The 25,490-nt window shown below is 30.3% G+C and carries 20 protein-coding genes; 8 read left to right on the top strand and 12 right to left on the bottom strand.

The window, feature by feature from the left end; all coding sequences use genetic code 11:
• Positions 1 to 36: 36 nt before the first annotated feature.
• The 6 genes from DFQ06_RS02555 to DFQ06_RS02580 form a co-directional block, all read right to left on the bottom strand.
• Entirely contained in the window at positions 37 to 744 is a 708-nt protein-coding gene (locus DFQ06_RS02555; RefSeq protein WP_133965832.1) for an acetyltransferase, read from the bottom strand.
• 124 nt (positions 745 to 868) lie between these two features.
• On the bottom strand, positions 869 to 1,477 hold the full coding sequence (locus DFQ06_RS02560; RefSeq protein ID WP_133965834.1) for a sugar transferase: 609 nt from the start codon (positions 1,475 to 1,477) through the stop codon (positions 869 to 871).
• Positions 1,478 to 1,610: 133 nt separating this feature from the next.
• The gene (locus DFQ06_RS02565) at positions 1,611 to 2,231 is read right to left on the bottom strand and encodes a sugar transferase (RefSeq protein ID WP_133965836.1); all 621 of its coding nucleotides are present in this window, start codon (positions 2,229 to 2,231) and stop codon (positions 1,611 to 1,613) included.
• A gap of 45 nt (positions 2,232 to 2,276) precedes the next feature.
• Positions 2,277 to 3,584: a phenylacetate--CoA ligase family protein gene (locus DFQ06_RS02570; RefSeq protein ID WP_133965838.1), complete on the bottom strand. Its 1,308-nt coding sequence runs from the start codon at positions 3,582 to 3,584 to the stop codon at positions 2,277 to 2,279.
• Between the two features lie 5 nt (positions 3,585 to 3,589).
• A complete protein-coding gene (locus tag DFQ06_RS02575; RefSeq protein WP_133965840.1) occupies positions 3,590 to 4,633 on the bottom strand; it encodes a sugar-transfer associated ATP-grasp domain-containing protein in 1,044 nt (347 codons plus the stop codon).
• A 7-nt stretch (positions 4,634 to 4,640) separates the two neighbouring features.
• Positions 4,641 to 5,777, bottom strand: coding sequence for a glycosyltransferase family 4 protein (locus DFQ06_RS02580; protein ID WP_133965842.1), 1,137 nt, complete (start codon positions 5,775 to 5,777; stop codon positions 4,641 to 4,643).
• A 114-nt stretch (positions 5,778 to 5,891) separates the two neighbouring features.
• On the opposite strand from DFQ06_RS02580, the gene DFQ06_RS02585 reads away from it, so the two are divergent.
• From DFQ06_RS02585 to DFQ06_RS02610, 6 genes are all read left to right on the top strand, one after another.
• Complete coding sequence (locus DFQ06_RS02585; RefSeq protein ID WP_133965844.1) at positions 5,892 to 6,848, top strand: glycosyltransferase family 8 protein; 957 nt, start codon at positions 5,892 to 5,894, stop codon at positions 6,846 to 6,848.
• Positions 6,849 to 7,005: 157 nt separating this feature from the next.
• Complete coding sequence (locus DFQ06_RS02590; protein ID WP_133965846.1) at positions 7,006 to 8,103, top strand: glycosyltransferase; 1,098 nt, start codon at positions 7,006 to 7,008, stop codon at positions 8,101 to 8,103.
• Complete coding sequence (locus tag DFQ06_RS02595) at positions 8,096 to 8,974, top strand: glycosyltransferase family 2 protein (RefSeq protein ID WP_133965848.1); 879 nt, start codon at positions 8,096 to 8,098, stop codon at positions 8,972 to 8,974. The genes DFQ06_RS02590 and DFQ06_RS02595 overlap by 8 nt, the downstream gene beginning before the upstream one ends.
• A gap of 123 nt (positions 8,975 to 9,097) precedes the next feature.
• Positions 9,098 to 10,102 carry an EpsG family protein gene (locus tag DFQ06_RS02600; RefSeq protein WP_159140045.1) on the top strand — a complete coding sequence of 335 codons (1,005 nt, stop codon included), beginning with the start codon at positions 9,098 to 9,100 and terminating at the stop codon, positions 10,100 to 10,102.
• Between the two features lie 38 nt (positions 10,103 to 10,140).
• Positions 10,141 to 11,658 (top strand): oligosaccharide flippase family protein, encoded by a 1,518-nt coding sequence (locus DFQ06_RS02605; RefSeq protein ID WP_133965852.1) that lies wholly within the window; start codon positions 10,141 to 10,143, stop codon positions 11,656 to 11,658.
• 14 nt (positions 11,659 to 11,672) lie between these two features.
• Positions 11,673 to 12,740, top strand: coding sequence for a glycosyltransferase (locus tag DFQ06_RS02610; protein WP_159140044.1), 1,068 nt, complete (start codon positions 11,673 to 11,675; stop codon positions 12,738 to 12,740).
• Positions 12,741 to 12,887: 147 nt separating this feature from the next.
• On the opposite strand, the gene DFQ06_RS02615 is transcribed toward DFQ06_RS02610, so the two are convergent.
• The 6 genes from DFQ06_RS02615 to DFQ06_RS02640 all read right to left on the bottom strand — a co-directional run bounded on the left by DFQ06_RS02615 (position 12,888) and on the right by DFQ06_RS02640 (position 21,275).
• Complete coding sequence (locus DFQ06_RS02615; RefSeq protein WP_133965856.1) at positions 12,888 to 13,898, bottom strand: acyltransferase; 1,011 nt, start codon at positions 13,896 to 13,898, stop codon at positions 12,888 to 12,890.
• Between the two features lie 274 nt (positions 13,899 to 14,172).
• Positions 14,173 to 15,972: a NosD domain-containing protein gene (locus tag DFQ06_RS02620; protein ID WP_208326563.1), complete on the bottom strand. Its 1,800-nt coding sequence runs from the start codon at positions 15,970 to 15,972 to the stop codon at positions 14,173 to 14,175.
• A 609-nt stretch (positions 15,973 to 16,581) separates the two neighbouring features.
• Positions 16,582 to 17,592, bottom strand: coding sequence for an NAD-dependent epimerase (locus DFQ06_RS02625; RefSeq protein ID WP_133965860.1), 1,011 nt, complete (start codon positions 17,590 to 17,592; stop codon positions 16,582 to 16,584).
• 15 nt (positions 17,593 to 17,607) lie between these two features.
• Positions 17,608 to 18,888 carry a nucleotide sugar dehydrogenase gene (locus DFQ06_RS02630; RefSeq protein WP_133965862.1) on the bottom strand — a complete coding sequence of 427 codons (1,281 nt, stop codon included), beginning with the start codon at positions 18,886 to 18,888 and terminating at the stop codon, positions 17,608 to 17,610.
• Between the two features lie 7 nt (positions 18,889 to 18,895).
• Positions 18,896 to 20,275 (bottom strand): nucleotide sugar dehydrogenase, encoded by a 1,380-nt coding sequence (locus DFQ06_RS02635; RefSeq protein WP_133965863.1) that lies wholly within the window; start codon positions 20,273 to 20,275, stop codon positions 18,896 to 18,898.
• 4 nt (positions 20,276 to 20,279) lie between these two features.
• Positions 20,280 to 21,275: an SDR family oxidoreductase gene (locus DFQ06_RS02640; protein WP_133965864.1), complete on the bottom strand. Its 996-nt coding sequence runs from the start codon at positions 21,273 to 21,275 to the stop codon at positions 20,280 to 20,282.
• Between the two features lie 1,124 nt (positions 21,276 to 22,399).
• Between DFQ06_RS02640 and DFQ06_RS02645 the strand changes: the two genes are divergently transcribed.
• Positions 22,400 to 23,530 (top strand): aminotransferase class I/II-fold pyridoxal phosphate-dependent enzyme, encoded by a 1,131-nt coding sequence (locus DFQ06_RS02645; RefSeq protein WP_133965866.1) that lies wholly within the window; start codon positions 22,400 to 22,402, stop codon positions 23,528 to 23,530.
• Positions 23,527 to 25,479 carry a polysaccharide biosynthesis protein gene (locus DFQ06_RS02650; protein WP_133965867.1) on the top strand — a complete coding sequence of 651 codons (1,953 nt, stop codon included), beginning with the start codon at positions 23,527 to 23,529 and terminating at the stop codon, positions 25,477 to 25,479. Before DFQ06_RS02645 ends, DFQ06_RS02650 begins: the two co-directional genes overlap by 4 nt.
• Positions 25,480 to 25,490 lie beyond the last annotated feature (11 nt).

Genomic DNA, 25,490 nt, shown 5'->3' on the forward strand with positions numbered 1-25,490 from the left:
TGTGATGAAGAAATCACATTGAAAACAGATAGTGCTCTACGACGAAAGATCTTTCTTTTTGTTAAGATAGCCTTCGTTTTCTTGTCGGTCTCTTATTTCTTGAGCAGGGTTGCCGTAAGCAATTTTAAAGCTGTTAATGTCTTTGATAACAGTAGATCCCGCACCAACATGTGTATGTGCGCCAATACTTACACCTCCAATAACGCAAGAACCAATCCCGATAGAGCTGCAGGTTTGTATGGTTACGTGGCCTGCTACATTAACGCCAGGTGCTAAACTAGAAAAAGGTTTCATAACACAGTCATGGCCTAAAGAAGAGGATGTGTTCAAAATACAAAATGCACCAATAGAAGCGTTGGCATTGGCTACGGTACCAGGCATTATGGAAACTCCTTCAGCAATAGAAACATTTTTTCCGATAATAGCATTGGGGTGAATAGCCGAAACATATTTGAAACTTAGTTGTAAGGCTTCAATTTTTAAATGCATTTGACGGCGATCAAAATTATCACCAATAGCAATAATGCCTCCAATAATATGGTTTGTCTGTATTAAATCGGGTAAGTTATCTTCAGTTCCTAAAACTTCATAATTAAAAAGTTTGGATCCTATAGGTTTAAAAGAGTCTATTAAACCAAAAATATTATATTCATTTTGCCTTTCGATAATATCGATAATTACGCTGGCATGGCCAGATGCACCTATAACAACGATGTTTGGTTTTTCTGTAGAATGTAATTGCATTTAATTTGAAACTAGCTTTGGGGTTTGTAAAATTTTTACGACTCTAAAATACATGAAATAATATTCTTAAAGCTAGAATAAAGATAAATTTAACGTTCCAATTTAAAAATGAATCAACGTTAGGTTATTCATCTGCACCACCTGTAAATGTGGTCATGTTTAGACCGTCACTACTGTTTATGCCTTGTGGCACAACCAATCGTTTAGCCGTTAAAAGCATGATTTGTAAATCTAGTAAAAATGAAATATTTTCAACATACCAAACATCATAAGTGAATTTTTGATTCCAAGAAATAGAATTACGTCCTTTTACTTGAGCCCAACCTGTAATACCTGGTTTTACATTGTGACGTTTTTTTTGTTCTTCATTGTATAAAGGTAAATAATCGGTTAAAAGTGGACGTGGACCAACTAAACTCATGTCGCCTTTAAGCACATTAATAAGCTGAGGGATTTCATCTAAAGAATATTTTCTTATAAAATTTCCAATTTTGGTGACACGCTGATCGAAAGGTAGAAATTCTCCATTTGCATCCTTTTTATCATTCATGGTTTTAAACTTGATAATTTTGAAAACCTTTTCGTTTTTACCAGGACGCTGCTGGTAGAAAAAAGCTTTCCCTTGGTTAGCGATTAATAAGCATACAAAAACTACGAAAAAAATAGGAGCGAGTAGAAGTAAAGCGGTAAGCGCAATTATAAGGTCTAAAATCCTTTTTATAATAAAGTACATGAAATCAAATTTAAGTTAATGGAGTAAGGAAAACTCTAATCGATTTCAAAAGTATTGTATTTTTTTAGGATTTACATAAATATAAGTTTATGTTTTAATTTTTCTGTCCTTCGTTTATAGTCTTTTCAGAAAATTACTCGTTTTGTGAACGTATTTCATCTAAAGGAGCTTGAACAATCGTTGGGTCTAGAGAAATATCTTTAGAGGCTACTACTTTGTACGCTGTTTTTGCAAGTATTTTTATGTCTAATGATAAAGAAATATTATTTACGTAAAAGACATCATATTTTAATTTAGTGTCCCAATCTAATAAACTTCTACCATTTACTTGTGCATACCCTGTAATACCTGGTTTAACATTATGTCTCATTTTTTCTATCGTTGAATAATAAGGTAGATATCTTGGTAAAAGAGGTCTTGGGCCAACAAAAGACATGTCTCCTTTTAATACATTGAATAACTGAGGGATTTCATCCATTGAGGTTTTTCTGATAAAATTCCCTACCGAAGTTAAGCGCTCGTAATCTGGTAATAGGTTTCCATTAGCATCTTTTTTGTCGTTCATGGTTTTGAATTTTATTATTTTAAACAACGTTTCATTTTTACCGGGTCTTATTTGGGTGAAGAAGGGTTTTCCTTGATTAACAATGAATAAAAATATGGTAACGATTATAATGATTGGAAATAACATTATAATCATTATTAGTGCAATGAGAAAATCAAAAAAAGATTTTAAAATAGAGTATTTTAACATGATTTTATAAATGTTGTTCTTAATAAAAATTAGCTTCAAATATCGTTATTTTCTCTGAGTATTCATCTTGTTCAATGTCATTTTTCGTTTTCCTGAAGATAACAAAGGTATTTCATCAACCGTTATAATATTTATCACAGCATCCTCACCTAGGAAACTTTTAAATTTTCCTATTAGTTGGTTTTTAAACTTAAAATCTCTAGAGCAATTCAATTTAATAGTGTAGTTGGTTTTACTTTCTTGAATAAGTTGAATTTGCTTAATACCATCAAAATGAACACTATTAATCATAATAAACGACGATACTATCACACCTTTGGTATTGTAAATAGTGTCTGTTTTTCGTCCTTCAATTCTTTTTAAAGTTGGCGGACTAACTGTAAAATCCATGGCACCAAGATCTCCAGTATCATAACGGATTAAAGGCATAGCGTAGCTATATAAATCGGTAACCACAATACGCCCTAATTCGCCTTTTGGAGCTTTTTCGTTGTTGTGGAGATTTAATATTTCAATATGGTAAGATGCCCAATTAATTTGGAATGCCTCGCTATTTGGTGTTTGCTGTGCAAGAATACCATTTTCCATATTGGAGTAGCGCGAGAGCATAGGGCAGTTAAAATAATAGGCCATGCGCTGTTTGGTATATGCGCTGATACCTTCTGCCATTCCGATAATAGATTTAAAATTAGCGTCTATTGGTTTTTCATCTTTATCGTCAAGGAATTTGCAAACTTGTTCGAAAGCAGAAGGGAAGCCCAACCAGCCTTTGTGTCCCGATGAATTTTTAATCTGTTTAATCAAGTTTTCAATACGCTCGTTATTTAGGTTAATAACTTCAATCGGTTTTAAGTTTTGCGCCCAGTTTTTAAAGTTTGAATTTTTAAAATTTAATCCCCAGTACCTTAAATACCACAATTGATAGCCAATTTTAAAACCTGCTAATTCAGAGAAATAAATAGTGTCAGCACTATTTCTATAAATTTTATTTGTATTATGAAGCACTTTAAATGGCGTGCCTGTAGAACCACTAGTAGAGCGTGTTATGTTTTTTTTATTCAGAAAAACACTCGATTTAAAAAGCTCTTGATTTTCTGTGATCTCAATTTTATTTATAACCGGAAACTGTTCAAAATCCTTTTCAGAAAGATTAAGGCTTTTGTAAAAAGGCGTGGTTTGTATGCTGTGTTTTAAAAGTTTGGCTAAGTTTTGCTCCCGTTTAATTTTTGTAATTTCAAAATTATTGAGCGTATCACTGATGTCGTTTAAGTGTTTTTTTATCGGACTACCTTTTAAAGTATCTAACCACCAAAATAAAGTGTTGCGGAATCTTTCTAAAACAACGTTACTCATTAATTTTAATTTTTAAGCTCAAAAAGCACGTCTTTAATGTGCTTATTATTGAGGTAGCCACCGCAAGCCACATCGGTAACATGTAAAGATGGCACTTCATTACCTTCAATAAGTAATGGGCCTTGGTTTGTAATGGCAACATCCCAACCTACAATACGGTTTGGCATCGCATTTACGGCTTGTAATGCTAGTTCAAAGGCTTCTTTATGAAATGGAATTTGAAATCCATCTAAAGCCACTTGGCTATCAGGGTGGTGTGTAACTTCTTTTCCTCCTTCCACAACATCTTGTCGGCCCACACCTTGTAGTTTACCTGATTCTAAATTTAGAGATATATAAAAACCTCCAGTATGTGTGTTGTCGGTAAAGGTGTTTCCCATGCCAAAACGCATAAGGGCAGAGAGTACGTGTGCTTCGTTATTAGCATCTATATAGGTATCTATTCTAATTGTATTTACCGAATTTCTGAATATACCGTTAATGCTGTCATGCTGTTCAATATAATCTTGATGTACATAGCTGTTCGCAATTAAAATAGGGTATATGCTTTCAATCTGAGATTCTAATTTTTCTTTTTTAAGTAAAAAACAACCTTGGCCACCTTGCCCAAGTGTGGGTTTTAAAAATATAAAGTGGTTTTGTGAATCTTTAAATACGCGGTCAAAGAATTGTATAACAGATTCTTTATTGTTTAATGTGTAACCAATATTATTGTAAAACCAACGACTATTAAAGTTGTAGCTTAATAGCGTAGGGGTTGGTATGTTTAAATTAACACAATGATTATAAAAACTTAATTTATTTGCTAAAATCGCTGTAATCTCTGGGAATACCATTTTTCGAGATCCAACAATTTGATAAAATTCTTTTAAACTTAAATAGTTCTTATAGTTTACAACATCTTTTCGGTAGAGATATTTTCTAAAATAATCTGTAGGCAGCATTTTTTTATCCATGCCATACAAAACACATTCCTTTAATACTTGGGGTAAAGGTTTTTTGTTCGAATCCTTTAAGTATACATTTAGGTGTTTCAGTCTCGAAAGCATGTGCGGGTTATTTTAAGGTCTGATATTCATGTAATTGAGCTTTCCATAATATACTTTGCTCATATCTATTGACTATTAATGCTCTGCATGTGTTAGAGTCTATAACAATATCTTTGTTATAAAATTTTAACATTGCATCTTTTAATTCATCTTTGTCCATAGAGGGGATTATTATTCCATTTTCGTTAGGTATAATAATCTCGTTAGCTCCATTTATGTCCGTTACAATACTGGGGAGCCCCATAGCTCCAGCTTGTATTACAACATTAGGAAAACCTTCTCTGTAACTAGGGAATACTAAAATGTCAGAAATTGCAAAATAAGGCCTTACGTCATCTACCCATCCCGTAGAAATGATGTTTTTATTTTTGCTAATGATGTCTATAGTTTCTTTTTCTAAGGGATCTAAATGATGTTCATAATCCCCCACTAAAAGAAGTTTAGCCTGCTCTATATTTAGTTCATTAAAAGCAGTTATTAATTCATTTATACCCTTATCTTTTACTAATCTACCTATAAAAACAAAGACATAATCATTTTTAGAAATGTTAAATTCTTTTTTTAGATTAGATATAAAATCTATTTTGAAATTATCAATATTAAAGTGATTAATGTTTATGCCATTAATGTTACCATTTCCAACAACCTTTAAAGGTTTTGAGGTGATTTTATAATTAATTAAATCGTTTTTAACTCCTTGACCCTCGGGATGTATTTGTGTAGCGCAATAACATAAAATTTTGTCAGTACAAATTAAAACTCTTTTTATTAGTCCTTTTTTAGTGGGGAAGATTAAACCTGTAAATGTATGCAACCTATTAGGAACACCTGCTAATTTAGAAGCAATCATGCCTAGTAATCCTGCTTTTGGGGTTAAAGAATGTACGATGTGAGGTTTTTCTTTTTTTAAAACTTTGTATAAATGCCAAACAGTAATTAAATCATGTAAAGGAGATATTTGTCTTCTAATTTCAACAGGAATGGTTCTGATTTTTTCTTGATCAGTGACATTCTGTAGTTTATTTCCATCTTTAGAAGAAATCCCAACGACTTCAAAATAAGTGCTCATGTATTTTAGTTGTCCTGTAAGAAGTCCGCTTAAAGACATTGGAACGGTGGAAATTCTAATTAGTTTTTTTTTCATTAAATTCTTTCTTATTACTGGATTAAAAATGTTATTATTTTTTATTAACAAAGATAATAAACTTGTTTGTTAAAGACTATTTTTGTTTTTTTTAATAATATAGAGTAAAAAAATATGGAAATACATGTTGCATTATCAAGTGATGAAAATTATGTTCCTTTTTTGGCTACAGCAGTTATTTCTGTAATAGAAAATAATTCTGATTTAGTGAATCTTACATTTCATATCATTTCAGTAGGTATTACTCACAGTAGTCAGATTAAAATTCAAGAAATGATAAATTCACATAATGCTAAGTGTGTTATTTATGATTTTAATAAATCAAAGGAATTTGTTGCAGAATTTCTTTTTGAAATACCTGAAATCAACAAATATGCGAGACTTTATCTTTCTAAGTTATTACCTGAAGCTGTAGAGAAAGTTATATATTTAGATTGTGATGCTTTAGTTTTAGGTTCTTTCAAAGAATTATGGGAAGTTAAATTAGATGATTACTTTTTTGCGGGTGTTGTTGATATTATAACTGTTAATCATAAAACCTCAATCGATATTCCTTTGGATTGTCAATATTTTAACTCAGGAATGTTATTAATGAATTTAAGGAAATTCAGAGATGAAAATAGTATTATTAAGGTTGAGAACTTTGTAAAGACTTATATAAAACGAGAGGTTAAATATGGTAATGATCAAGCTGTAATTAATGCATTATTTTACAAGGATTTTTATCCTTTGCATCCTAAATATAATTGTATAACACCTTTTTATTTAATGAAAAGTGAAGAATTAGTTAAATTATATGGGTTAAAGGAATATTATAGCAATGAAGAGTTGCAAGAAGCGATTGAAAATCCAATATTTGTACATTTAACACCTTCCTTTATTACTCGTCCTTGGGTAAAAGGCTCTAAGCATCCATTAACTAATAAATATTTGATGTATTTAGAAAAAACGCCTTGGAAAGACTTTAAATTAATGAAGGATAAGAGAAAAATGAAAATAAAAGTTGTAGCATATTTGTTTAGAGTATTACCTTTTAATATTTTTTATTCAACATTAAAAATTTTAAAATAGATGTCTTTTATTAAAGTGTGTACATGTTCTTAATAGTTAGATAAGTTAGAATAAAATAGCCTATTTTATTCTAAAAACATATCGTGGTGAGATTAAGCAGTGGTTCAATTGGATTTTGGAAAACATTAGATTTTTTTGTTTAAGTTAAAATAATATAATGAAAAGAGTTTTACATATTGTTGGAGGAATGAATAGGGCTGGGGCTGAAACGATGTTGATGAATTTATATAGAAAAATAGACAAGTCTAAATATCAGTTTGATTTTGTGTATTTTAAAGATTCTAAATGTGATTATGATGAGGAAATAATTGAGTTAGGAGGGAGAATCTTTCGAATTAACAGCACGAATGCTATATTGCGTACTTTGAATTTAATAAAATTAATTAAAAAAGAAAAGCCATTTCATGCTGTGCATGCTCACATGTTGTTCAGTAATGGTGTTCATGTTTTAGCTGCATATTTGGCTAAAGTAGATATGCGAATTTCTCACTCTCATAATACTAGTGATTTAAATAGTAAAACAATTTCAGGAAGGTTGTATCAAAATGTTTCAAGACGCTTGATTGTAATGTTTTCGACACATTTTATAGCATGTGGAGAAGCCGCTGGAGAGTTTTTGTTTCCAAATAATGATCAAGTTCAATATTTACTGAATGCAATAGATGTAGAGGAGTTTTGTAATAATCGAGTGGTAAATCGTAACTTTTTAAAAAAAGAATTAAATCTTGACGATAGCACTACAGTAATTACTCAAATTGGTCGAATTGCACCAGTGAAAAATCATGAATTCACAATTAGTTTTGCAGAATATTTGGTGAAAAACGGGCATAAATTTGTTGTTAATATTGTAGGTAGTGGACCGTTAGAGAAGGGGTTGATGAAATTAGTGGAAGAAAAAGAGCTTTGTAATGTTGTTAATTTTTTAGGGATTCGTTCAGATATTCCGAATATTTTGGCAGGTACAGATTTAATGATAATGCCATCATTTCATGAAGGTTTTCCTGTGGTTTTAGTGGAGTCTCAGGCATCAGGTGTACCATCTTTAATTTCAAATAATATTTCATCAGAAGTGGATATGGGGTTGAAATTGGTTGCTTTTTCGGGCTTGAATGATGAATTTTCTACATGGGAAACCAAATTATATGATATTCTACAACGGAAGCATGTAGATGCAGTTAAAAGACTAGAGGTTTTATCGAGTAAAGGATTTAATATAAATAATAGTGTTAAAAAGCTTGAGTGTATATATGGGTAATTTGAATGAACCTTTGGTAACTGTAGGGATTCCGTTCTATAATTCTGAAAAATATTTGTCAGATGCTGTTAAATCAACATTAAACCAAACATATACTAATCTTGAAATTATATTGTTGGATGATGGAAGTACAGATTCATCATTAACAATAGCCTATAAATTTGAAGAAAAGGACAAACGAGTCAAAGTTATTAGCGATGGGAAAAATTTAGGGCTACCTAAACGACTAAATCAACTTTCTAAACTGGCAAGAGGAAAATATTATGCAAGAATGGATGCTGATGATATTATGTTTTCAAATAGACTGTCTGTTCAAATAAAATATTTACAAAATAACCATGAAGTTGATCTGTTAGGTAGTGGATTAATTGCTATTAATAATAATAATGATATATTAGGGATCAGAAAAGGAAAAGCTTCTAAAAATATTACTCTTAAAAGAACCTTGAAGGGGGCTTGGGCAGCACATCCTTCCATTACAGGTAAATCAGAATGGTTTAAAAAGAATCATTATGATGAAACATTGAAGCGTGCTCAGGATTTTGAATTATGGATTCGCGCCGTGGAAACTAGTCGTTTTGATGTTTTAGATGATGTTTTATTGTTTTACAGAGAGGCGAGCACATCTTCAATGGTAAAAAATATTAAAGCTTCCCGATATTCCATAAAAACATATTGGAAAAATTCAGGTAAAACTGGTTTTGTTTTCTCTATATCACGTATTTGTATTAATTTGATTAAATTGTTTATATATTTTAGCTTTTTTATTTTTGGAGCAACAGATGTTTTAATAAAAAGAAGGTCTGTTAAATTATCTGTAAGTCAAATAGATAAATATCAAGAGCTTTTAAAAAAAGGGCTTGATGCCTAGAGTTTTAAATTTTATTTATTTATGCAAGTATTTGGGAGTTATAACTACGAGGATTTTTTATTTGTATTTAGGTGCTTATTAGTTTTTTATATATTATTTGGAACATTTGTTTTAAAATTATTAATGAATAGAAATATTAGTTTTATAAAAAATGATAAAGGTCTATTAATAAGTTTTGTGTTTATTTTAATCTTATTGGTTGGGACGCGTGAGCGTAATATAGGTACAGATACAATTAATTATTTTAATTTTTATTTCATCCCTATAACCACTCAGGTAAGAGGGTATTTTAATGTTTTTACAAGAATAGATTCAGATTTTTTATTTGAAGTGTTAGTGTCATTTTCCTATTGGCATAATAACTTTAAAATATTTTTGCTAATGACAGCTACTTTAATGAATGTTTCTCTGTATATGTTTGTTAGAAAATTTACAGAGTATGGAAAGAAAGGAAGTAGTTTAATACTATTTTTAACTTTAGCAAGTAGTTTTTCTTTTATGTCTATTGAAATTAATATTTTAAGAAATGGACTTTCTATTTGTTTTATTTTATTAAGTCTTTATTCTATTTTAGAAAAAGATATTAAAATGTTTATTATATATTTTATTGTTGCGTATTTGTTTCATAGAACGGCGGTAATACCATTTATACTTATTTTAGTTGTTAACTTATCTGAGAAGGTGGATATAAAATATTTTGTAGCTTTTTACGTCTTAGCAATATTAGGCTCTTTAGTAGGGATTGGTTTTCATTCCATTACATTTTTATCTGGATTAGGGAGTGAGGATTTACAAGGATTAAGTTATGTTGGTGAGACATCATATGGTGTAGGTTTTAGGTATGATTTTGTTGTATATAACACCTTTTTTCTTGCCTTATTTTTAAAATTTACAAACTGGAATATTAGGGATACATTTTTAATTAAATATTATACTTTAGGATCGGTAGTTTTCTTTTTTAATTTTTACATACCATTTTCTGACCGTTTTGGTCTTTATAGCTGGATTATAATACCGTTGTTACTCTTTAATACTATTAATGAAGCTTTTCCTGAGCGGAAAATTTTTATTTCAACGTTTGTTCTAATTGGGTTTTACATTCTTAATAATATTATTCTTTTTCCCTAAAAATGATCACCGCTTAATTCTAATACATTAAACAACTAATGAGTCAAATTAAAACAGCGTCTATTATATCTTATTTAACAATTTTCACAAACATTATTGTTGGCATAGGATTAACTCCATTAATACTTTCAAGTTTAGGTAAATCGGAGTATGGTTTATATATGTTGGTCGGTTCCTTAATAGGGTACTTAGCATTGTTAGATTTTGGTTTAAATACAACAACTGTTAGGTTTGTCTCGAAATACAGACATGAAAATAATAAAGAAAAGGAAGAGTCTTTTATAGCGACAAATATCGGTATTTATGGAGGTATAGCTGTTTTTATTTGTTTCATAGGTCTTGGTTTTTATTTCACAATAGACTATTTTTTTACGAATTTATCTACCGATGAGTTAAATTTATTCAAGGCGATGTATCTATTTATGCTTATCAATTTAATTTGGATAATGATAAGAGGAGCTTTGGTTGGTATTATCATGGCTTATGAGAAGTTTAACTTTCCTAAAATTTTAAATTATTTTAGAATAATACTAAGAGCGATAACGATTATAGTTTTGCTTAAATCGGGAGGAAAAGCTTTAGGTATCGTTTTAATTGATACAATATTTAATTTGTTAATTTTATTGATATATATCGGATTTATTTATTTTAAACTTCCGGTAAAGTTTAAATTTTCAAAATTTAATAAAAAATATATAAATAAAATCTTTTCTTATTCAATATGGATTTTTTTAGGAGTTTTAATGGATCAACTTTATTGGAGATCGGGACAAACCATTTTAGGTATTAAATCCACAACTGAAGAAATAGCAGTTTATGCTATTGGCATGCTTTTTATAAGTTATTATATGACAATGTCTTCAGCAATTTCTGGATTATTTCTTCCGATGGCAACTAAAATGCATATAAATAAAGCTTCTAATTTAGAATTGACTAATTTGATGGTTAAAGTTGGTCGTATTCAATGGTTTGTAATTTCAAATATGTTATTTGGTTTTATTTTTTTCGGGCAAAAATTTATTGAACTCTGGATTGGATCAGGTTATGAAGATTCATGGATTATTGCAATTATTATCATGTTAACGCTTACAATCCCTTCAATACAAAATGTTGGAAATTCAATTCTTGAAGCTTATAATCTTCATGCTCGTAAAATACAAGTAAATACAGGGTTAGCAATTGTAAGTGTTATTGTTGCTGTTTTTTTAGTTGACTACTATCATAGTATTGGGGTTGCTATTGCTTGTGCAGCATCAGTTTTTATAGGACAAGTTATTTACAATAATTATTATTTTAAAAAGCATATTGGTTTAAATTTAAAAACATATACTGTGTCTATGTTCAAAGGAAATATAATTTCTATCCCTTTAATTTTAACCTCTACTTATTTACTGAGTTTTATTTCATTTGGGGCAGAGGGCTGGCTTAATTTAGGGTTAAAAGTACTGCTTTTCCTTATTATTTCATCAGTTTCAATTTATTTCGTAGCCATGAATAGTTATGAAAAAGGGCTAATAATTTCAATGATTTTTAAGGTTTTTAAAAATAAAAAATAAAAAAGTATATGTCTATGAAGAATATAACGTTTTTTATAAACACTCTATCTGCTGCTGGTGGTACTCAAAGGGTATTAACATCATTAGTTAATTTACTTGTTGAAAAATATAATGTTACTATTTTAATACTTGATGATAAACAATCATTTTTTAAAATAAAACCAGAAGTTCAAGTAAAAAAAGTTGTCTCCACAAAATCATCAATTAAGTTATTTTCTTTAATTGATTTTAATAAACAGGTATTTAATGAATTAAAAAACAGTTCGTGTGATTATTACATTAGCTTAGATTCTAATTCGGTGTTGATGCAAAGTCTTTTCATTCCTAGGAAAACTAAATTAATTATATGGGAACATTTTTCACTCTCTAAAAATTTTAATAATATTATATTTAAGATGTCTCGATATTATGCCTCAAAAAGAGCCCATAAATTAGTTTTATTATCTCAGCAGGAAGTTGTAGACTGGTCCAAAATATATAATATCCCAACAAAAAATATAGCTTTAATTTATAATCCGATTACGATAGATGAAAAATTAAATTTTTTAGATATTGACTTTTATGGAAATAAAAAAATTCTAGCTATTGGAAATAATATTCATGTAAAAGGTTTTGATTACTTGGTTCGAGCCTGGGGTTTGTTGGATAGAAATGATTGGAAATTAGAAATTGTGGGTTTATCAGATGTTGAACAAGTAAAACTTAAAGATATTATCAATCAATTAGATATCAAAAATGAGATAATTGTTACAGGGAGAATTAGTGATATTAAAAATAAATATTTAGAGGCCTCTATTTATTGCTTATGCTCAAGAATGGAGGCAACTCCTTTAGTTTTAATCGAAAGTCAGTATATTGGATTGCCTGCTGTAGTTTTTGATAATTGTGAAGGCCCTTTGGAGCTATTAAATAATTCAGGCTTAATTGTTGAGTTCAATAATATAAATAAATACGCAAATTCGTTGAGTAAACTTATAAAATCAAGGGACTTGTATATTGAGCTTTCAAATAATGCAAGAACTAATTCTCAAAGGTTTAATAAGGATACTTTTTTTAATAAATGGTGTGCAGTTTTAAACTGATTTGTAGTTAAATTAATAGAATAGAAATATGACTGCATTGATTTACATTATATTATAGCATTTCAATGTATGCTTTTGTTAGTTGAGAAATCTTATTAGATTCAGGTCTTGTTATTATAGATTTTGTCAAATAGATAAAGTTATTTTTTATATTATTTTCTTCAAATATTTGTTTTTATTCAATATGTATGCCATTATTAATGATAAAAATAATGTAATTGCAAATTTAACAGGAATACCAATAATTGGGTTGTCTAAAAAGTTAATATTAAACTTGATGAAAATTAAACATAAAATATCTAAAACACCGGCATGTACTAAATAGATGCCTAATGTAAGATGTGAGATTTTGGATAAAATGTTTTCCTTTAAATTCACTTGATGAAATAGCGTATAGATACTTAAAGATGCAATAATTACAAATGGCGATAAGTATTCATAAAAATACAGACTTCCAAAATATTTAGCAGTGTAAAAAGAAAGAATTGAAATTAAGATACATGAAGTTATATATAGTATAATTAATTTTGAGGATGATTTTCTTTTCTTAGCCCCCTTAATTAAGTAACCAATAATAAAATACCCTAAGTAATTAAGAAACCACAAAAAAAATATTAGAGCGTTACCTAGAATTAGATTATAACCAGTATTTAACATTCCAAATATTAATAGCAAAAAAGAAAGGCGCCATAAATTTTTTCTAGATATTTTAGAAATATTATTATTTAAAATTGGAACAAATAAATAAAGACCGATAAGCATATAAAGATACCACAAATGGTAAAATGGCATTCCTATTATGATGCTTTTAGCTAAAGTTAGTAAGTCAAATGTATTATTATCAATATAGTTCAAAGTTCCTCTATAAAATAAGTAAATTAAGGACCAAGAAATAAGGGGGATTAATATTCTTGATGCTCTTTTTGTATATGATTGCTTAAAACTTTCATTTCTACCAATTAAAAACATTCCACTAATTAGAACAAAAAGAGGGACACAAATCCGACTAAACGAGTCAACTAAATTACCTATCCAAAATGATAAATCAAAAGTTTTATTATTTAATCCTCTTGTTACGTAATCTGTAGATGCATGCAATAAAATAACTAAAAAAGTAGCGACAGTCCTTAATGTATCTATGGTATAATTTCTTTTCATTTTCTCTACAATTCTTATTTGTTCTGAATATATGAAAGTAATTCATCTTGTATTCTTTGTAATGGTTTTTTAATATACACAGTTACGGTTCATTAGTTCAGGTATACGATGAGTAAAATAAAGCTTTGAGGGGTTAAGTTTATTTGTTTTTTTATGAAAAACAAATAATAAGAATAATATCTTTTTTAGAAACACAATTTTTAAAAGTGATTTTAAATAAAAAAACTCAGAATACATTTTTATTCCGAGTTTTTTTATCTCTAAGAGACTATCACTAAATATTATTATTTATCAATATTGGATCAGAATCGACAAACTTAGTACTACTAAAAATACTGTTCTTAATTGTTATATTTTGCACTGCTTGTAATCTTATTCTGCCTTTAAAATTTACATTATCAATTGTAATGTCTCCGTCTTCATCATTATTTTTGTTAATTAAAAATAAAGGTGTACCAAGAACATTAATTTCTCCATTTTTAATTATACAATTTTTTAAATACGACTCAAATGAAAAAGTATAAAACCCATATGAGTCACTGATGTTACTCGAAATTATATTATTGTCCAATTGAAGATTAGTTGAGGCGCCTAAAGTAATACCTCTTTTGCAGTTAGTGATAATGTTATCTTTAATTGTATGATCTGTACCATTTGCTAAAATACCATATTGATAACCTATAAACGTATTATTAGTTACTTCGTAGTTTTTAACACGATCTTCTCCGTTAGCAAAAGTTCTTGACTCTAAAAGTAATCCATATGAGTTAGATATTGGTCCTTCTTGACTTTCAAATTTATTGTTATAAATTTTGCCATCGACAGCTGCACCTACTGTAACGCCACTTAGGCTTTTAAATGTGTTTTGATAAATATATGCTTTTTCACCAGATAATAATACGATATCGGCGCGATTGTTTTCAAAAACATTATTTTTTATGTGAACATTTTCTGTTATTTCCCATTTATAAACCGAATTACCATCTGGCGCTACTTTTTCACGGGATTCAATCATTACAGCTACACGAGGAGAGACACTTTTTGCATTGGCCGATGGGCTATCGCTATCGTTTCCTGCTTTTCTGAAAGTATTATTTTCAATAAAAATATTTCTTCCGTCTACAACACTTATGTTGTCTCTACGATTGTCATTGATTAAACAATTTTTTATTGTTACATTAATAGATTCTCTTCTATTCGGTTTTAATGATCCGTCAGCGTTTCTATCTGATCCACCTAATATATGGAATCCATCACCCGTTGCTTCATGTAATTCAACATTATCAATTACACTATTATGTACGGCTTTGAAATTAATTAGATACCCGAATTCGTGTGTCCCAGATTCACTTTCATAGTCATGAGTATATCGATCTCCCCATAATTTCCCACCTGAAATTAATATATTATCGGCTTCCCAGCAAAGTATTAAATCGTTCCATGCATAACTATTAGGTTGAACCCTAATGTTGGTATTATCAGACATCATAAGATTAATATTAGACGGTAATCTTAAAGCATAATGAGAGGGGTTATTGCCTACTCCAAAATACGCATCCATTTCATCTATAATAAAGTTAGTAATACCATATTCTTTCGCTAAATTTATCACTTTATTGAAAATGGAACTATTAGAAATAGCGATTTCATTTGAAACTTTGCCCTCAATAATTCCCCAACGTCTTGGATCAAAATAAAAAGACGTGTCTTTTGTTTGTGGATAAGAGCCGCTTATGCTTAGACTTGGATTTAAAAGTTCTCCAGAAATCACAGTATTGTCAGAAATGTTGAGCGTTCCATTTATTATATCACCACCTTCATAAAGAAAAGTTACATTTTCAGGTATATTAACAGTATTTCCATGTAAATCTAAAATACAATTTAAAATTACAGTAGAATTGGGTTGAATATTATCAATATTAAAGTCGCAAAGAGACGTAGGATCACTATTTGAGTTTTCGTCACTATCCTCTAATTGACCTTCGTTAATTATTTTTTCGACCAAAGGTTCTTCGTATAATTCTTCATTGTTACAAGAGCTATATACAAATAGTGAAGCACACAGTAATATCAATGTCTTAATTGTCCTTTTCATAATAATCAGGTTTTATTTACTAAATTTATTTCTTCAAAAATATAATTAAATTCTTACTAATCCGATAAAAAGCATTATTATTCGATGAAACGCAACGTGTTTAGTGTTTTTCTTCGATGAAATACATTATTTGTCGTTAAAATGTTTTTTAAGCACAATACTCTGTATATACGCGGTTTATCTAAATTTGGATTTTTATACGCGAATTTAATTATATTATGTGTAAGATTTTAAGAAGAAATAAATTTAATTGTAAAGTTGTTAACATGTTAATTGTTACCATGTTAATATGGATGAAGTAAATCTTAACTCTTGTAAGAAATGTGTTTTATAAAAAAGTAATAAAAGTATGACGATATTTCTTTAAGTTAAAAGAGAAGCAATATGTTGGGATTTTTGAAAGGAATTTAATCTTGATTTCGAGTTTTACTTATAAAGTTAATAATTCTAATTTTTAGGTGGCGCGATTTGATTTAATTACAAATCGCATCCATTTTTCTTTTTATATTTTAAAAAGATACTAAGTAGTTGTCATGTGGTCAAAAGTAAAGACATATCAAAAAAATAGCCGATATTTCTTTGAGAATTTTATAGTTTATTATAAAAACTTTTATACCAGTCGATAAAAGATTTTACTCCATGCTGAATTGATATATTTGGCTTGTAGTTGTAATCCTTAATTAATTCATCAACATTTGCCCAAGTCCGCTCAACATCGCCAGGTTGCATTGGAAGCATATCTTTTTTAGCTGTTGTTTCTAAGTTAATTTCTATTTCTTTTATAAAATCTAAAAGCTTTACGGAATTGTTGTTTCCTATGTTGTAAATTTTATACAAGCGTTTAGAAACCGGTTTTTCAATAATTTTTATTACACCATTAACTATATCATCGATATAGGTAAAGTCTCTCTCCATGTTTCCATTGTTAAAAACCTTTATAGGTTTATTGTTAACAATAGCATCTGTAAATAAAAACATAGCCATGTCTGGCCTTCCCCATGGTCCATAAACGGTAAAAAATCGCAATCCTGTCGTTGGGAAATTAAACAAATGGCTATAGGTGTGTGCCATAAGTTCGTTAGATTTTTTGGAAGCTGCATAAAGACTAATTGGGAAATCTACATTGTCTGTAGTCTCAAATGGTATTTTTTTGTTTAATCCATAAACACTAGAGCTACTAGCATATACTAGATGTTTTATTTTTGTTTCTCTGCAGCATTCTAAAAGATTAACAAACCCAACAATATTACTGTCTACATATGCCATTGGGTTTTCTATGCTATATCTAACACCTGCTTGAGCAGCCAAATTGCAAACAATGTCGAAATTTTCTGATTTGAAAATTTTTGGAAGTTCTATTTTGTCTTCTAGATTTGTACGGATAAACTTGAAATTGCTATCAGTGCTTTTAACTTCTTGATTAAAAACTTCCGCAAGACCTCTAGTTATGCCTAGTTCTTCTAAGCGTGCATATTTTAAATTAATATCATAATAATCATTAACATTATCTATTCCAACAACTTGATTTCCTGCTTCAATTAATTTCTTAGAGACATGGTATCCAATAAATCCTGCAGCTCCTGTTACTAATATTTTCATAATTTATTATATAATTTATAATCGTCCATTAACTTGTTCTTTTAGGACTCCCTTAACATCGTACAAAATCCCATTCGGTGTTAAGTAGTTATTCCAGTTAATTGCCAAAAATTCTTTATGCGCCACTGTGAGTACAATAAGATCGAATGACCCTTTCGGTAATTGCTTTTCGGTTTGCAGCCCATACTCATGCATTACTTCATTTTGGTCCGCCCAAGGGTCGTAAATGTGCATGTTGGTTTCATAACTCTTTAATTGGTTAATAACATCTACCGCTTTTGTGTTTCTAACATCTGGACAATTTTCTTTAAAAGTAATACCTAAATTTAAAACACGAGCGTTTTTAATGCGGATGTCATTTTTAACCATAAGTTTAATGATTTCAGAGGCTACATATTGGCCCATACTATCATTTACACGACGGCCAGCTAAAATTATTTCTGGATGGTAGCCTACCTCTTGTGCTTTTTGTGCTAAATAATAAGGGTCTACACCGATACAGTGTCCGCCAACCAAACCAGGCTTAAACTGTAAGAAATTCCATTTCGTTCCTGCAGCTTCTAGAACAGCATGGGTATCGATATTCATAAGGTTAAAAATTTTTGCTAATTCATTTACGAAAGCAATATTTATATCACGTTGAGAATTCTCAATAACTTTTGCAGCTTCGGCAACTTTAATAGTAGGAGCGAGGTGGGTGCCTGCTGTAATAACACTGGCGTATAAGCTATTTATCTTTTTACCTATTTCAGGAGTGGAGCCCGCAGTGACTTTTAAGATTTTATCTATGGTGTGTAATTTATCACCTGGGTTAATACGCTCTGGAGAATACCCAGCAAAAAAGTCTTTATTGAATTTTAATCCACTAATTTTTTCTAAAATAGGTACACATTCATCTTCGGTAACCCCAGGGTATACAGTTGATTCGTAGATAACAATATCTCCTTTTTTAAGAACTCTCCCAACGGTTTTACTTGATTTATAAAGAGGAGATAAATCAGGTCTATTATTCTTGTCAATAGGCGTAGGCACTGTTACGATATAATAATTACAGTCTCTTATATCTTCCGAATTAGAAGAGCAGATTAAGCCATTATTTTCGTTTTGTGTCGTTTTTAAAATAGACAGTAATGTTTTAGAATCAACCTCTAAAGTGGAGTCTATCCCTTTTCTTAGCGCTTCGATTCTATTTTTGTTTATATCAAAACCAACCACATTGAATTTTGTAGCAAACAATCGAGCTAATGGCAAACCCACATACCCCAAACCTATAACGGCTATTTTATCTTTGTTCATAAAAAAATTATTGACCTATAGAATAATAGTCAAATCCAATATTTTCCATTTCAGATTTATCTAAAATGTTTCTACCATCAAAAATGAAGGCAGGTTTTTTCATCTTGCTGTAGATTGTTTTCCAATCGTAAGTTTTAAACTCGTCCCATTCTGTCATAATCGCTATGGCATGGGCATCGTTTGCAGCCTCGTAAGCAGAATCTACGCTTATGGCGCCGGATTCATTTTCTGCTTCGCTACGTGTGTTTAAATAATTTAAATCGGTTTGTACTTTAGTATGTGGTACTTTGGGGTCGAAAACCGAAATGTTAGCTTGTTCGTTTAATAAATGATCTGCCACATAAATAGCCGCAGATTCACGTGTATCATTGGTGTCTTTTTTGAAAGCCCAACCTAGAAGTGCAATCTTTTTCCCGGAAACGGTATTGTAAAGTGTTTTTATTAAGCGATCGGAAAAACGTCTTTTTTGGTGATCGTTCATGATAATCACTTGTTCCCAATAATCGGCAACCTCAGTTAAACCATAGCTTCGAGCAATATAAACGAGGTTTAAAATGTCTTTTTGAAAGCATGAACCTCCAAAACCAACAGAAGCTTTAAGGAATTTTGATCCAATTCTAGAATCCATTCCAATAGCTTTGGCCACTTCGTTAACATTAGCACCTGTAAGTTCGCATAATTCTGAAATAGAATTAATAGACGATATACGTTGTGCTAAAAAAGCGTTTGCGGTAAGTTTAGATAACTCCGACGACCATAAATTGGTGCGCAAAATTCTATCGTCTGCCACCCAACTGCTGTAAATATTGGCTAAAGCTTCAATAGCTTCTTCGCATTCTCCTCCAATTAAAACACGGTCTGGATTTAATAAATCTTCAATAGCCGTACCCTCAGCTAAAAACTCAGGGTTAGATAGAATGTGAAAATTGATATTGTTACCTGTGTTGTGTAAAATACTTTTAATAGCCTCGGCTGTTCTCACTGGTAAAGTCGATTTTTCTACAACTATTTTATCAGTTTTAGCAACATTGGCAATATTACGGGCACATAATTCGATGTATTTTAAATCGGCTGCCATACCTTTTCCTTTTCCGTAGGTTTTAGTAGGCGTGTTTACAGATATAAAAATCATTTCAGCTTCATCTATAGCAGCGTCAATATCAGTAGAGAAAAATAAATTTTTCCCACGTGTTTCTTTTACAATATCGGCTAAGCCTGGCTCATAAATTGGAAGCTTAGAGACATCAACATCGTTCCAAGCATCAATACGGGCTTGGTTAATATCTACAATAGTAATTTTTAAATGTGGATTATTTTTTGCGATAACAGCCATAGTAGGGCCACCAACATAACCTGCACCTATGCAGCATATACTTTTTATTTTCATAGTTTTATAAATTTTTCCAATACCAAGATACCGCTTCTTTTAGACCGGTATTAATATCGAATTCTGGCGCGTAGCCTAATAATGTTTTTGCTTTATTGATTGAGGCTAGAGAATGAGGAATATCTCCAGCTCTGTTGTCTCTATGTTTAATCTCTACATTTTTTATATCATCATCAAATTCTGATAAATATGTTTTTAAAAGTGTAGTCAATTCTTTTAATGTTGTACGTTCGCCGTAAGCAACATTATAAACGGTGTTTAAGGCGTCTTTATTTGTTGTGGTAAGCGCACGTAAATTCATTTGAACCACGTTATCGATATATGTGAAATCTCTTGAATAACTTCCGTCTCCATTTATAATAGGTGACTCGTGACTCACGAATTGTTGAACAAATTTCGGGATTACTGCGGCATAAGCACCATTAGGATCTTGTCTTTTTCCAAAAACATTGAAATAACGCAGCCCAACAACATCTAAATTATAAGTAGTATGGAAAATATCGGCATACAACTCGTTAACATATTTTGTGATAGCATAAGGCGATAAAGGTTTACCAATAGTCTCTTCAACTTTAGGTAAAGCTTCATGATCACCATAAGTAGACGAGCTTGCTGCATATACAAAACGAGAAACCCCTGCGTCTCTAGCAGCGACTAACATATTTAAGAACCCAGAAACATTAACGTCGTTTGTAGTGATAGGATCTTTGATAGAGCGTGGTACAGAACCTAATGCAGCTTCGTGTAATACCAAATCGACTGTGTTGCAGGCTTTATGGCAATCGACTAGTTTTCTAATATCACCTTCAATAAGGTTAAAGTTTGTGTTTGATAAAAAAGGCGCTAAGTTTTTTCTTTTTCCGGTAGAAAAATTATCTAAACAGGTAACCTTTATATTATGGTCCAATAAAACTTCAATTAAATTGGAACCAATAAAGCCAGCTCCACCTGTAACTAAAATGTGTTTTCCTTTTAAAGTTTTTATTAAGCCAGCAGTCATAAAATAAATGGGATTTTAATTTATTAATAGGCAAATATGTGAAAAATATATTTAACCCGTTTAGTAAACTATATTAAGGTTGTCTTTTTATCGATGAAAGTCATTATTATGTTAAAATATCCGATGAAGTATCCTCTAAAAAGTGGAATTGAAATAAAAAGAGGCATTTAATTAACTGATTATTCTATATGTGTATTTACACAGTCTTTTGTATATGTATTTAGCTATGTGGCTTTTTCTTAGCTAAAAAAATATTAAAGATTAATAATGAATTAAAGGATTTGTTTATGACGCTTTTTAAGGTTTTTGTTTTGCTTTGATGTTAATGCTATTTTTTTAATTGAATTAATAATGTGGAGAGGGGAAAGAATAGGGGAGAGGTCCTTATTTTTTATTATAAACTTAAGATTTATTGAAATGAATAAAGTTTAAGTATAATTTCTTATTAGTTATTATGTTATAGGAAGCGTTATTTATTCTTGTAGTTTTAATCTAATAAATAGTATAGAAATATGTGAAAAATTAATGAACTGATAATTGAAACAAGCTAAGACGTGTTTTTCTTTAATGAAAAGTGTGGTTTTGTTATAGAGTAAGTAAAATGCTATTTTAAATAGACCTTAATAAAAGTAATCAACTATTTTGTTTTAACTCGCCTTTGCATACGTGTATCTACGTAGGTTTCCGGAAGAGGAATTGGCTTTGTAGCTCTTTTCGACATCGACGAGTTACAAAAGATTCACTATGAACTAAACAGCTAACTGTATTTAACCGATTTTTATAATAGTTTTAGCGAATTAAAACCAAAGTAGCATTTCTACTTAAAAACAATTAGTAAATTTACACCATCAGAGAATGCATAATTTAAATTGATTAATAGCAAATTGATTTATTATTTTTTGTAAAATTGCTTAATACTCTCCAAGGCCGTTCAATTTGAAAGCCTTGATTATTAGACTTTAAAAGTAGATTTTATAGGATGTTTTAGAAAAGAATTAGGCCAATATTTGATTAGACACTTGTTAATATATCTGTAGAGGGAAAATATTATAACAAATGTTTATTTAGAATACTGTTAAAAAATATAACAGCTGGCATAATTAATGTTATTAAATAAAATGTAAATGCTAACAAAAACTAAAATTTATTTGTCTTCACCACACATGGGTGGTAATGAGCAGAAGTTCGTAAACGATGCTTTTGAAACAAATTGGATAGCACCTTTAGGACCAAATGTTAATGGTTTTGAAGATGATATCAAATCATATTTAGGTGCTCAAAATGAGGTTGCGGTTCTAAGTTCTGGAACCGCATCGATTCACTTAGCTTTAGAATTAATAGGCGTATCGAAAGGCGATGAAGTATTATGTCAAAGTTTTACTTTTTCGGCATCTGCAAACCCTATTATGTACTTAGGAGCAACTCCTGTTTTTATTGATAGTGAAAAAGATACATGGAACATGTCTCCGGAATTACTTGAAATAGCTATTAAAGACAGGATAGAAAAAAATAAAAAACCGAAAGCAATTGTAGTAGTTCATTTATATGGTATGCCATATAAAGCGAATGAAATTAATGCGATTGCCGAAAAATATAATATTGCCGTTGTTGAAGATAGTGCAGAGGCCTTAGGAAGTACTTATCATGATAAAGCATGTGGAACGCTTTCTGATTTTGGTATTTTATCTTTTAACGGAAATAAAATTATTACAACTTCTGGTGGTGGTGCTTTAATTACTAAAACGAAAGTATTAAAAGATAAAGCCGTGTTTTTATCGACACAAGCTAGAGATGATGCGCCACACTACCAACACTCTCATGTAGGTTATAATTACAGAATGAGTAATGTTTTAGCTGGAATAGGACGCGGACAAATGGAAGTTTTGAATGATAGAGTTTCTGCCAGACGTGCTAATTATGAATTTTATAAAAAACATTTATCTGGTTTTAATACCATCGAATTGGTAGACGAACCTGCTGGAAGTTATTCTAATAGATGGATAACATGTATAAAAACAGACTCGTTTGAAACTCGCGAAAAAATAAGATTAACGTTGTTAGAAGACGATATTGAATCGAGACCATTATGGAAACCTATGCACACACAACCTATTTTTAAAGATTGTTTGCATTTTTCTGACGGAACTTCAGAGGATCTCTTTGAAAAAGGATTGTGCTTGCCAAGTGGTTCGAATTTAACTAACGACGACTTAAATAGAATTTTAGAAATAATCAATAATACCCCAAACTTATGATTAAAAATTACTTTGCCTTATACTCTCAGAAATACGCCTCAAAATGGCTTGTTTTGGCTATCGATTTAGCGATAGTGATGACAACGTTTTGTATGGCCTATTTTATTCGATTTAATTTTTCATTAGATTTTAATGTAGAGCAATTTACTTTACAGTTACCATTTATTTTTTCAGTAGCATTAATAAGCTTCTTGATAGTAGGCTCTTTTAAAAGTGTGATACGTCATACCGGTTTTACAGATGTAATTAATTTGTTTAAATCCGTAGGACTAATTGCTTTCATAATAGCCGTTTGTGTATTGTTTAATAATAGGTTACAATTGATTTCTAATTTTACTGTACCTAAAACGATTATTGTTTTACACGCCATTATTAGTTTCTTGTTTTTAAGTGCAAGTCGTTTAGTTTTTAAAATGGCTTTTAAGCATTTAAAATGTAAATTATTATCTACGAAACGTATTTTAATTTATGGCGCTGGGGATCAAGGAATTATCACTTATAATGCTTTATTGAATAATACGGCATTTAGCTATATTGTTGTTGGTTTTATTGATGATAATGTAAAGAAAAAAGGAAAAAATATTGACGGTGTGCCTATTATGGCGTTTAATCGTATTACATCTGAGTTTGCCGCGGCAAATAACATCGATGAAATTGTTGTGGCTTCTGTAGGTATAGGACCAGCGAGATTAATTGCTTTAGTAGATAATTTATCTGATGTTGATGTTAAAATAACAAAAGTACCACCTATTGAGAATTGGATTAATGGTGAATTGAGTTCAACTCAAATTAAACAAGTACAAATTGAAGATTTATTGGGGCGTGCACCAATTGAAATAAACAACCCGAATTTAGAGAATGAGTTTACTGGTGAAACTGTTTTAGTTACTGGTGCTGCTGGTTCTATTGGTAGCGAGTTGGTTAGACAGTTAGCTGAGTTTAATGTGAAGCATTTGATTTTAGTTGATCAAGCTGAATCTCCTTTATATGATGTTGAGCAAGATTTAAAACGTGCAGGAAAAAGAAGCTATACAGCTATTGTAGCAGATATTCGTGATGGATTAAGAATTGACAGTATTTTTCAGGAATACAAACCTACTATGGTTTTCCATGCTGCAGCTTATAAACACGTGCCATTGATGGAGAAAACGCCATACGAGGCAATAAAAATTAATGTGAACGGTACAAAATTATTAGCTGACACAGCTTCTAGATATAGCGTTAAGAAATTTGTTTTTGTATCGACTGATAAAGCAGTAAACCCAACAAGTGTAATGGGAGCTACAAAGCGTATGGCAGAAATGTACATCACTTGTCTTCAAAAAGAAAGCAAAACGAAATTTATCACAACACGATTTGGAAATGTATTAGGATCTAACGGTTCTGTTATTCCTTTATTTAAGAAACAAATCGATAAAGGTGGACCATTAACAGTTACTGATAGTGAAATTACAAGATATTTTATGACTATTCCTGAAGCTTCTCAATTGGTTTTAGAAGCTGGAACTATGGGTAAAGGTGGAGAAATCTTCATCTTTGATATGGGAGAATCTGTTAAAATATTTGATTTAGCTAAGAACATGATTAAATTATCTGGTTTAAGATACCCAGAAGATATTGATATCAAAATCACAGGTTTAAGACCAGGTGAGAAGTTATATGAAGAATTATTGGCTAACGGTGAAAATACCTTATCTACGTATCACAAGAAGATTTTAATTAGTAAAACTCGCGAGTTGGACTACGAAAAAATTAAAACTTCTATAGAAGAGTTGTGTATTACAAATCGTTTCCAGAATAACAACATCGTTCTTAAGATGAAACGTTTAATCCCTGAGTATAAATCTAATAATTCAGATTACGAAAGATTTGATAAACGAGTTCAAACATACAAGAAAAACAAAGGTTTAGTAACTTCTACAACCGATAAAAACCTTGCAAATAGTTAGTTAAATTACAT

The organism is Algibacter lectus (assembly GCF_004368925.1).
GTDB lineage: Bacteria > Bacteroidota > Bacteroidia > Flavobacteriales > Flavobacteriaceae > Algibacter > Algibacter lectus.

Bases quoted from the DNA above. Each gene is read 5' to 3' on its own strand.
- DFQ06_RS02590 (WP_133965846.1), top strand. From the start codon at position 7,006: ATGAAAAGAGTTTTACATATTGTTGGAGGAATGAATAGGGCTGGGGCT.
- DFQ06_RS02560 (WP_133965834.1), bottom strand. From the start codon at position 1,477: ATGTACTTTATTATAAAAAGGATTTTAGACCTTATAATTGCGCTTACC.
- DFQ06_RS02610 (WP_159140044.1), top strand. From the start codon at position 11,673: ATGAAGAATATAACGTTTTTTATAAACACTCTATCTGCTGCTGGTGGT.
- DFQ06_RS02650 (WP_133965867.1), top strand. From the start codon at position 23,527: ATGATTAAAAATTACTTTGCCTTATACTCTCAGAAATACGCCTCAAAA.
- DFQ06_RS02640 (WP_133965864.1), bottom strand. From the start codon at position 21,275: ATGACTGCTGGCTTAATAAAAACTTTAAAAGGAAAACACATTTTAGTT.
- DFQ06_RS02585 (WP_133965844.1), top strand. From the start codon at position 5,892: ATGGAAATACATGTTGCATTATCAAGTGATGAAAATTATGTTCCTTTT.
- DFQ06_RS02595 (WP_133965848.1), top strand. From the start codon at position 8,096: ATGGGTAATTTGAATGAACCTTTGGTAACTGTAGGGATTCCGTTCTAT.
- DFQ06_RS02605 (WP_133965852.1), top strand. From the start codon at position 10,141: ATGAGTCAAATTAAAACAGCGTCTATTATATCTTATTTAACAATTTTC.
- DFQ06_RS02615 (WP_133965856.1), bottom strand. From the start codon at position 13,898: ATGAAAAGAAATTATACCATAGATACATTAAGGACTGTCGCTACTTTT.
- DFQ06_RS02645 (WP_133965866.1), top strand. From the start codon at position 22,400: ATGCTAACAAAAACTAAAATTTATTTGTCTTCACCACACATGGGTGGT.
- DFQ06_RS02565 (WP_133965836.1), bottom strand. From the start codon at position 2,231: ATGTTAAAATACTCTATTTTAAAATCTTTTTTTGATTTTCTCATTGCA.
- DFQ06_RS02600 (WP_159140045.1), top strand. From the start codon at position 9,098: ATGAATAGAAATATTAGTTTTATAAAAAATGATAAAGGTCTATTAATA.
- DFQ06_RS02630 (WP_133965862.1), bottom strand. From the start codon at position 18,888: ATGAACAAAGATAAAATAGCCGTTATAGGTTTGGGGTATGTGGGTTTG.
- DFQ06_RS02575 (WP_133965840.1), bottom strand. From the start codon at position 4,633: ATGCTTTCGAGACTGAAACACCTAAATGTATACTTAAAGGATTCGAAC.
- DFQ06_RS02625 (WP_133965860.1), bottom strand. From the start codon at position 17,592: ATGAAAATATTAGTAACAGGAGCTGCAGGATTTATTGGATACCATGTC.
- DFQ06_RS02555 (WP_133965832.1), bottom strand. From the start codon at position 744: ATGCAATTACATTCTACAGAAAAACCAAACATCGTTGTTATAGGTGCA.
- DFQ06_RS02635 (WP_133965863.1), bottom strand. From the start codon at position 20,275: ATGAAAATAAAAAGTATATGCTGCATAGGTGCAGGTTATGTTGGTGGC.
- DFQ06_RS02570 (WP_133965838.1), bottom strand. From the start codon at position 3,584: ATGAGTAACGTTGTTTTAGAAAGATTCCGCAACACTTTATTTTGGTGG.
- DFQ06_RS02580 (WP_133965842.1), bottom strand. From the start codon at position 5,777: ATGAAAAAAAAACTAATTAGAATTTCCACCGTTCCAATGTCTTTAAGC.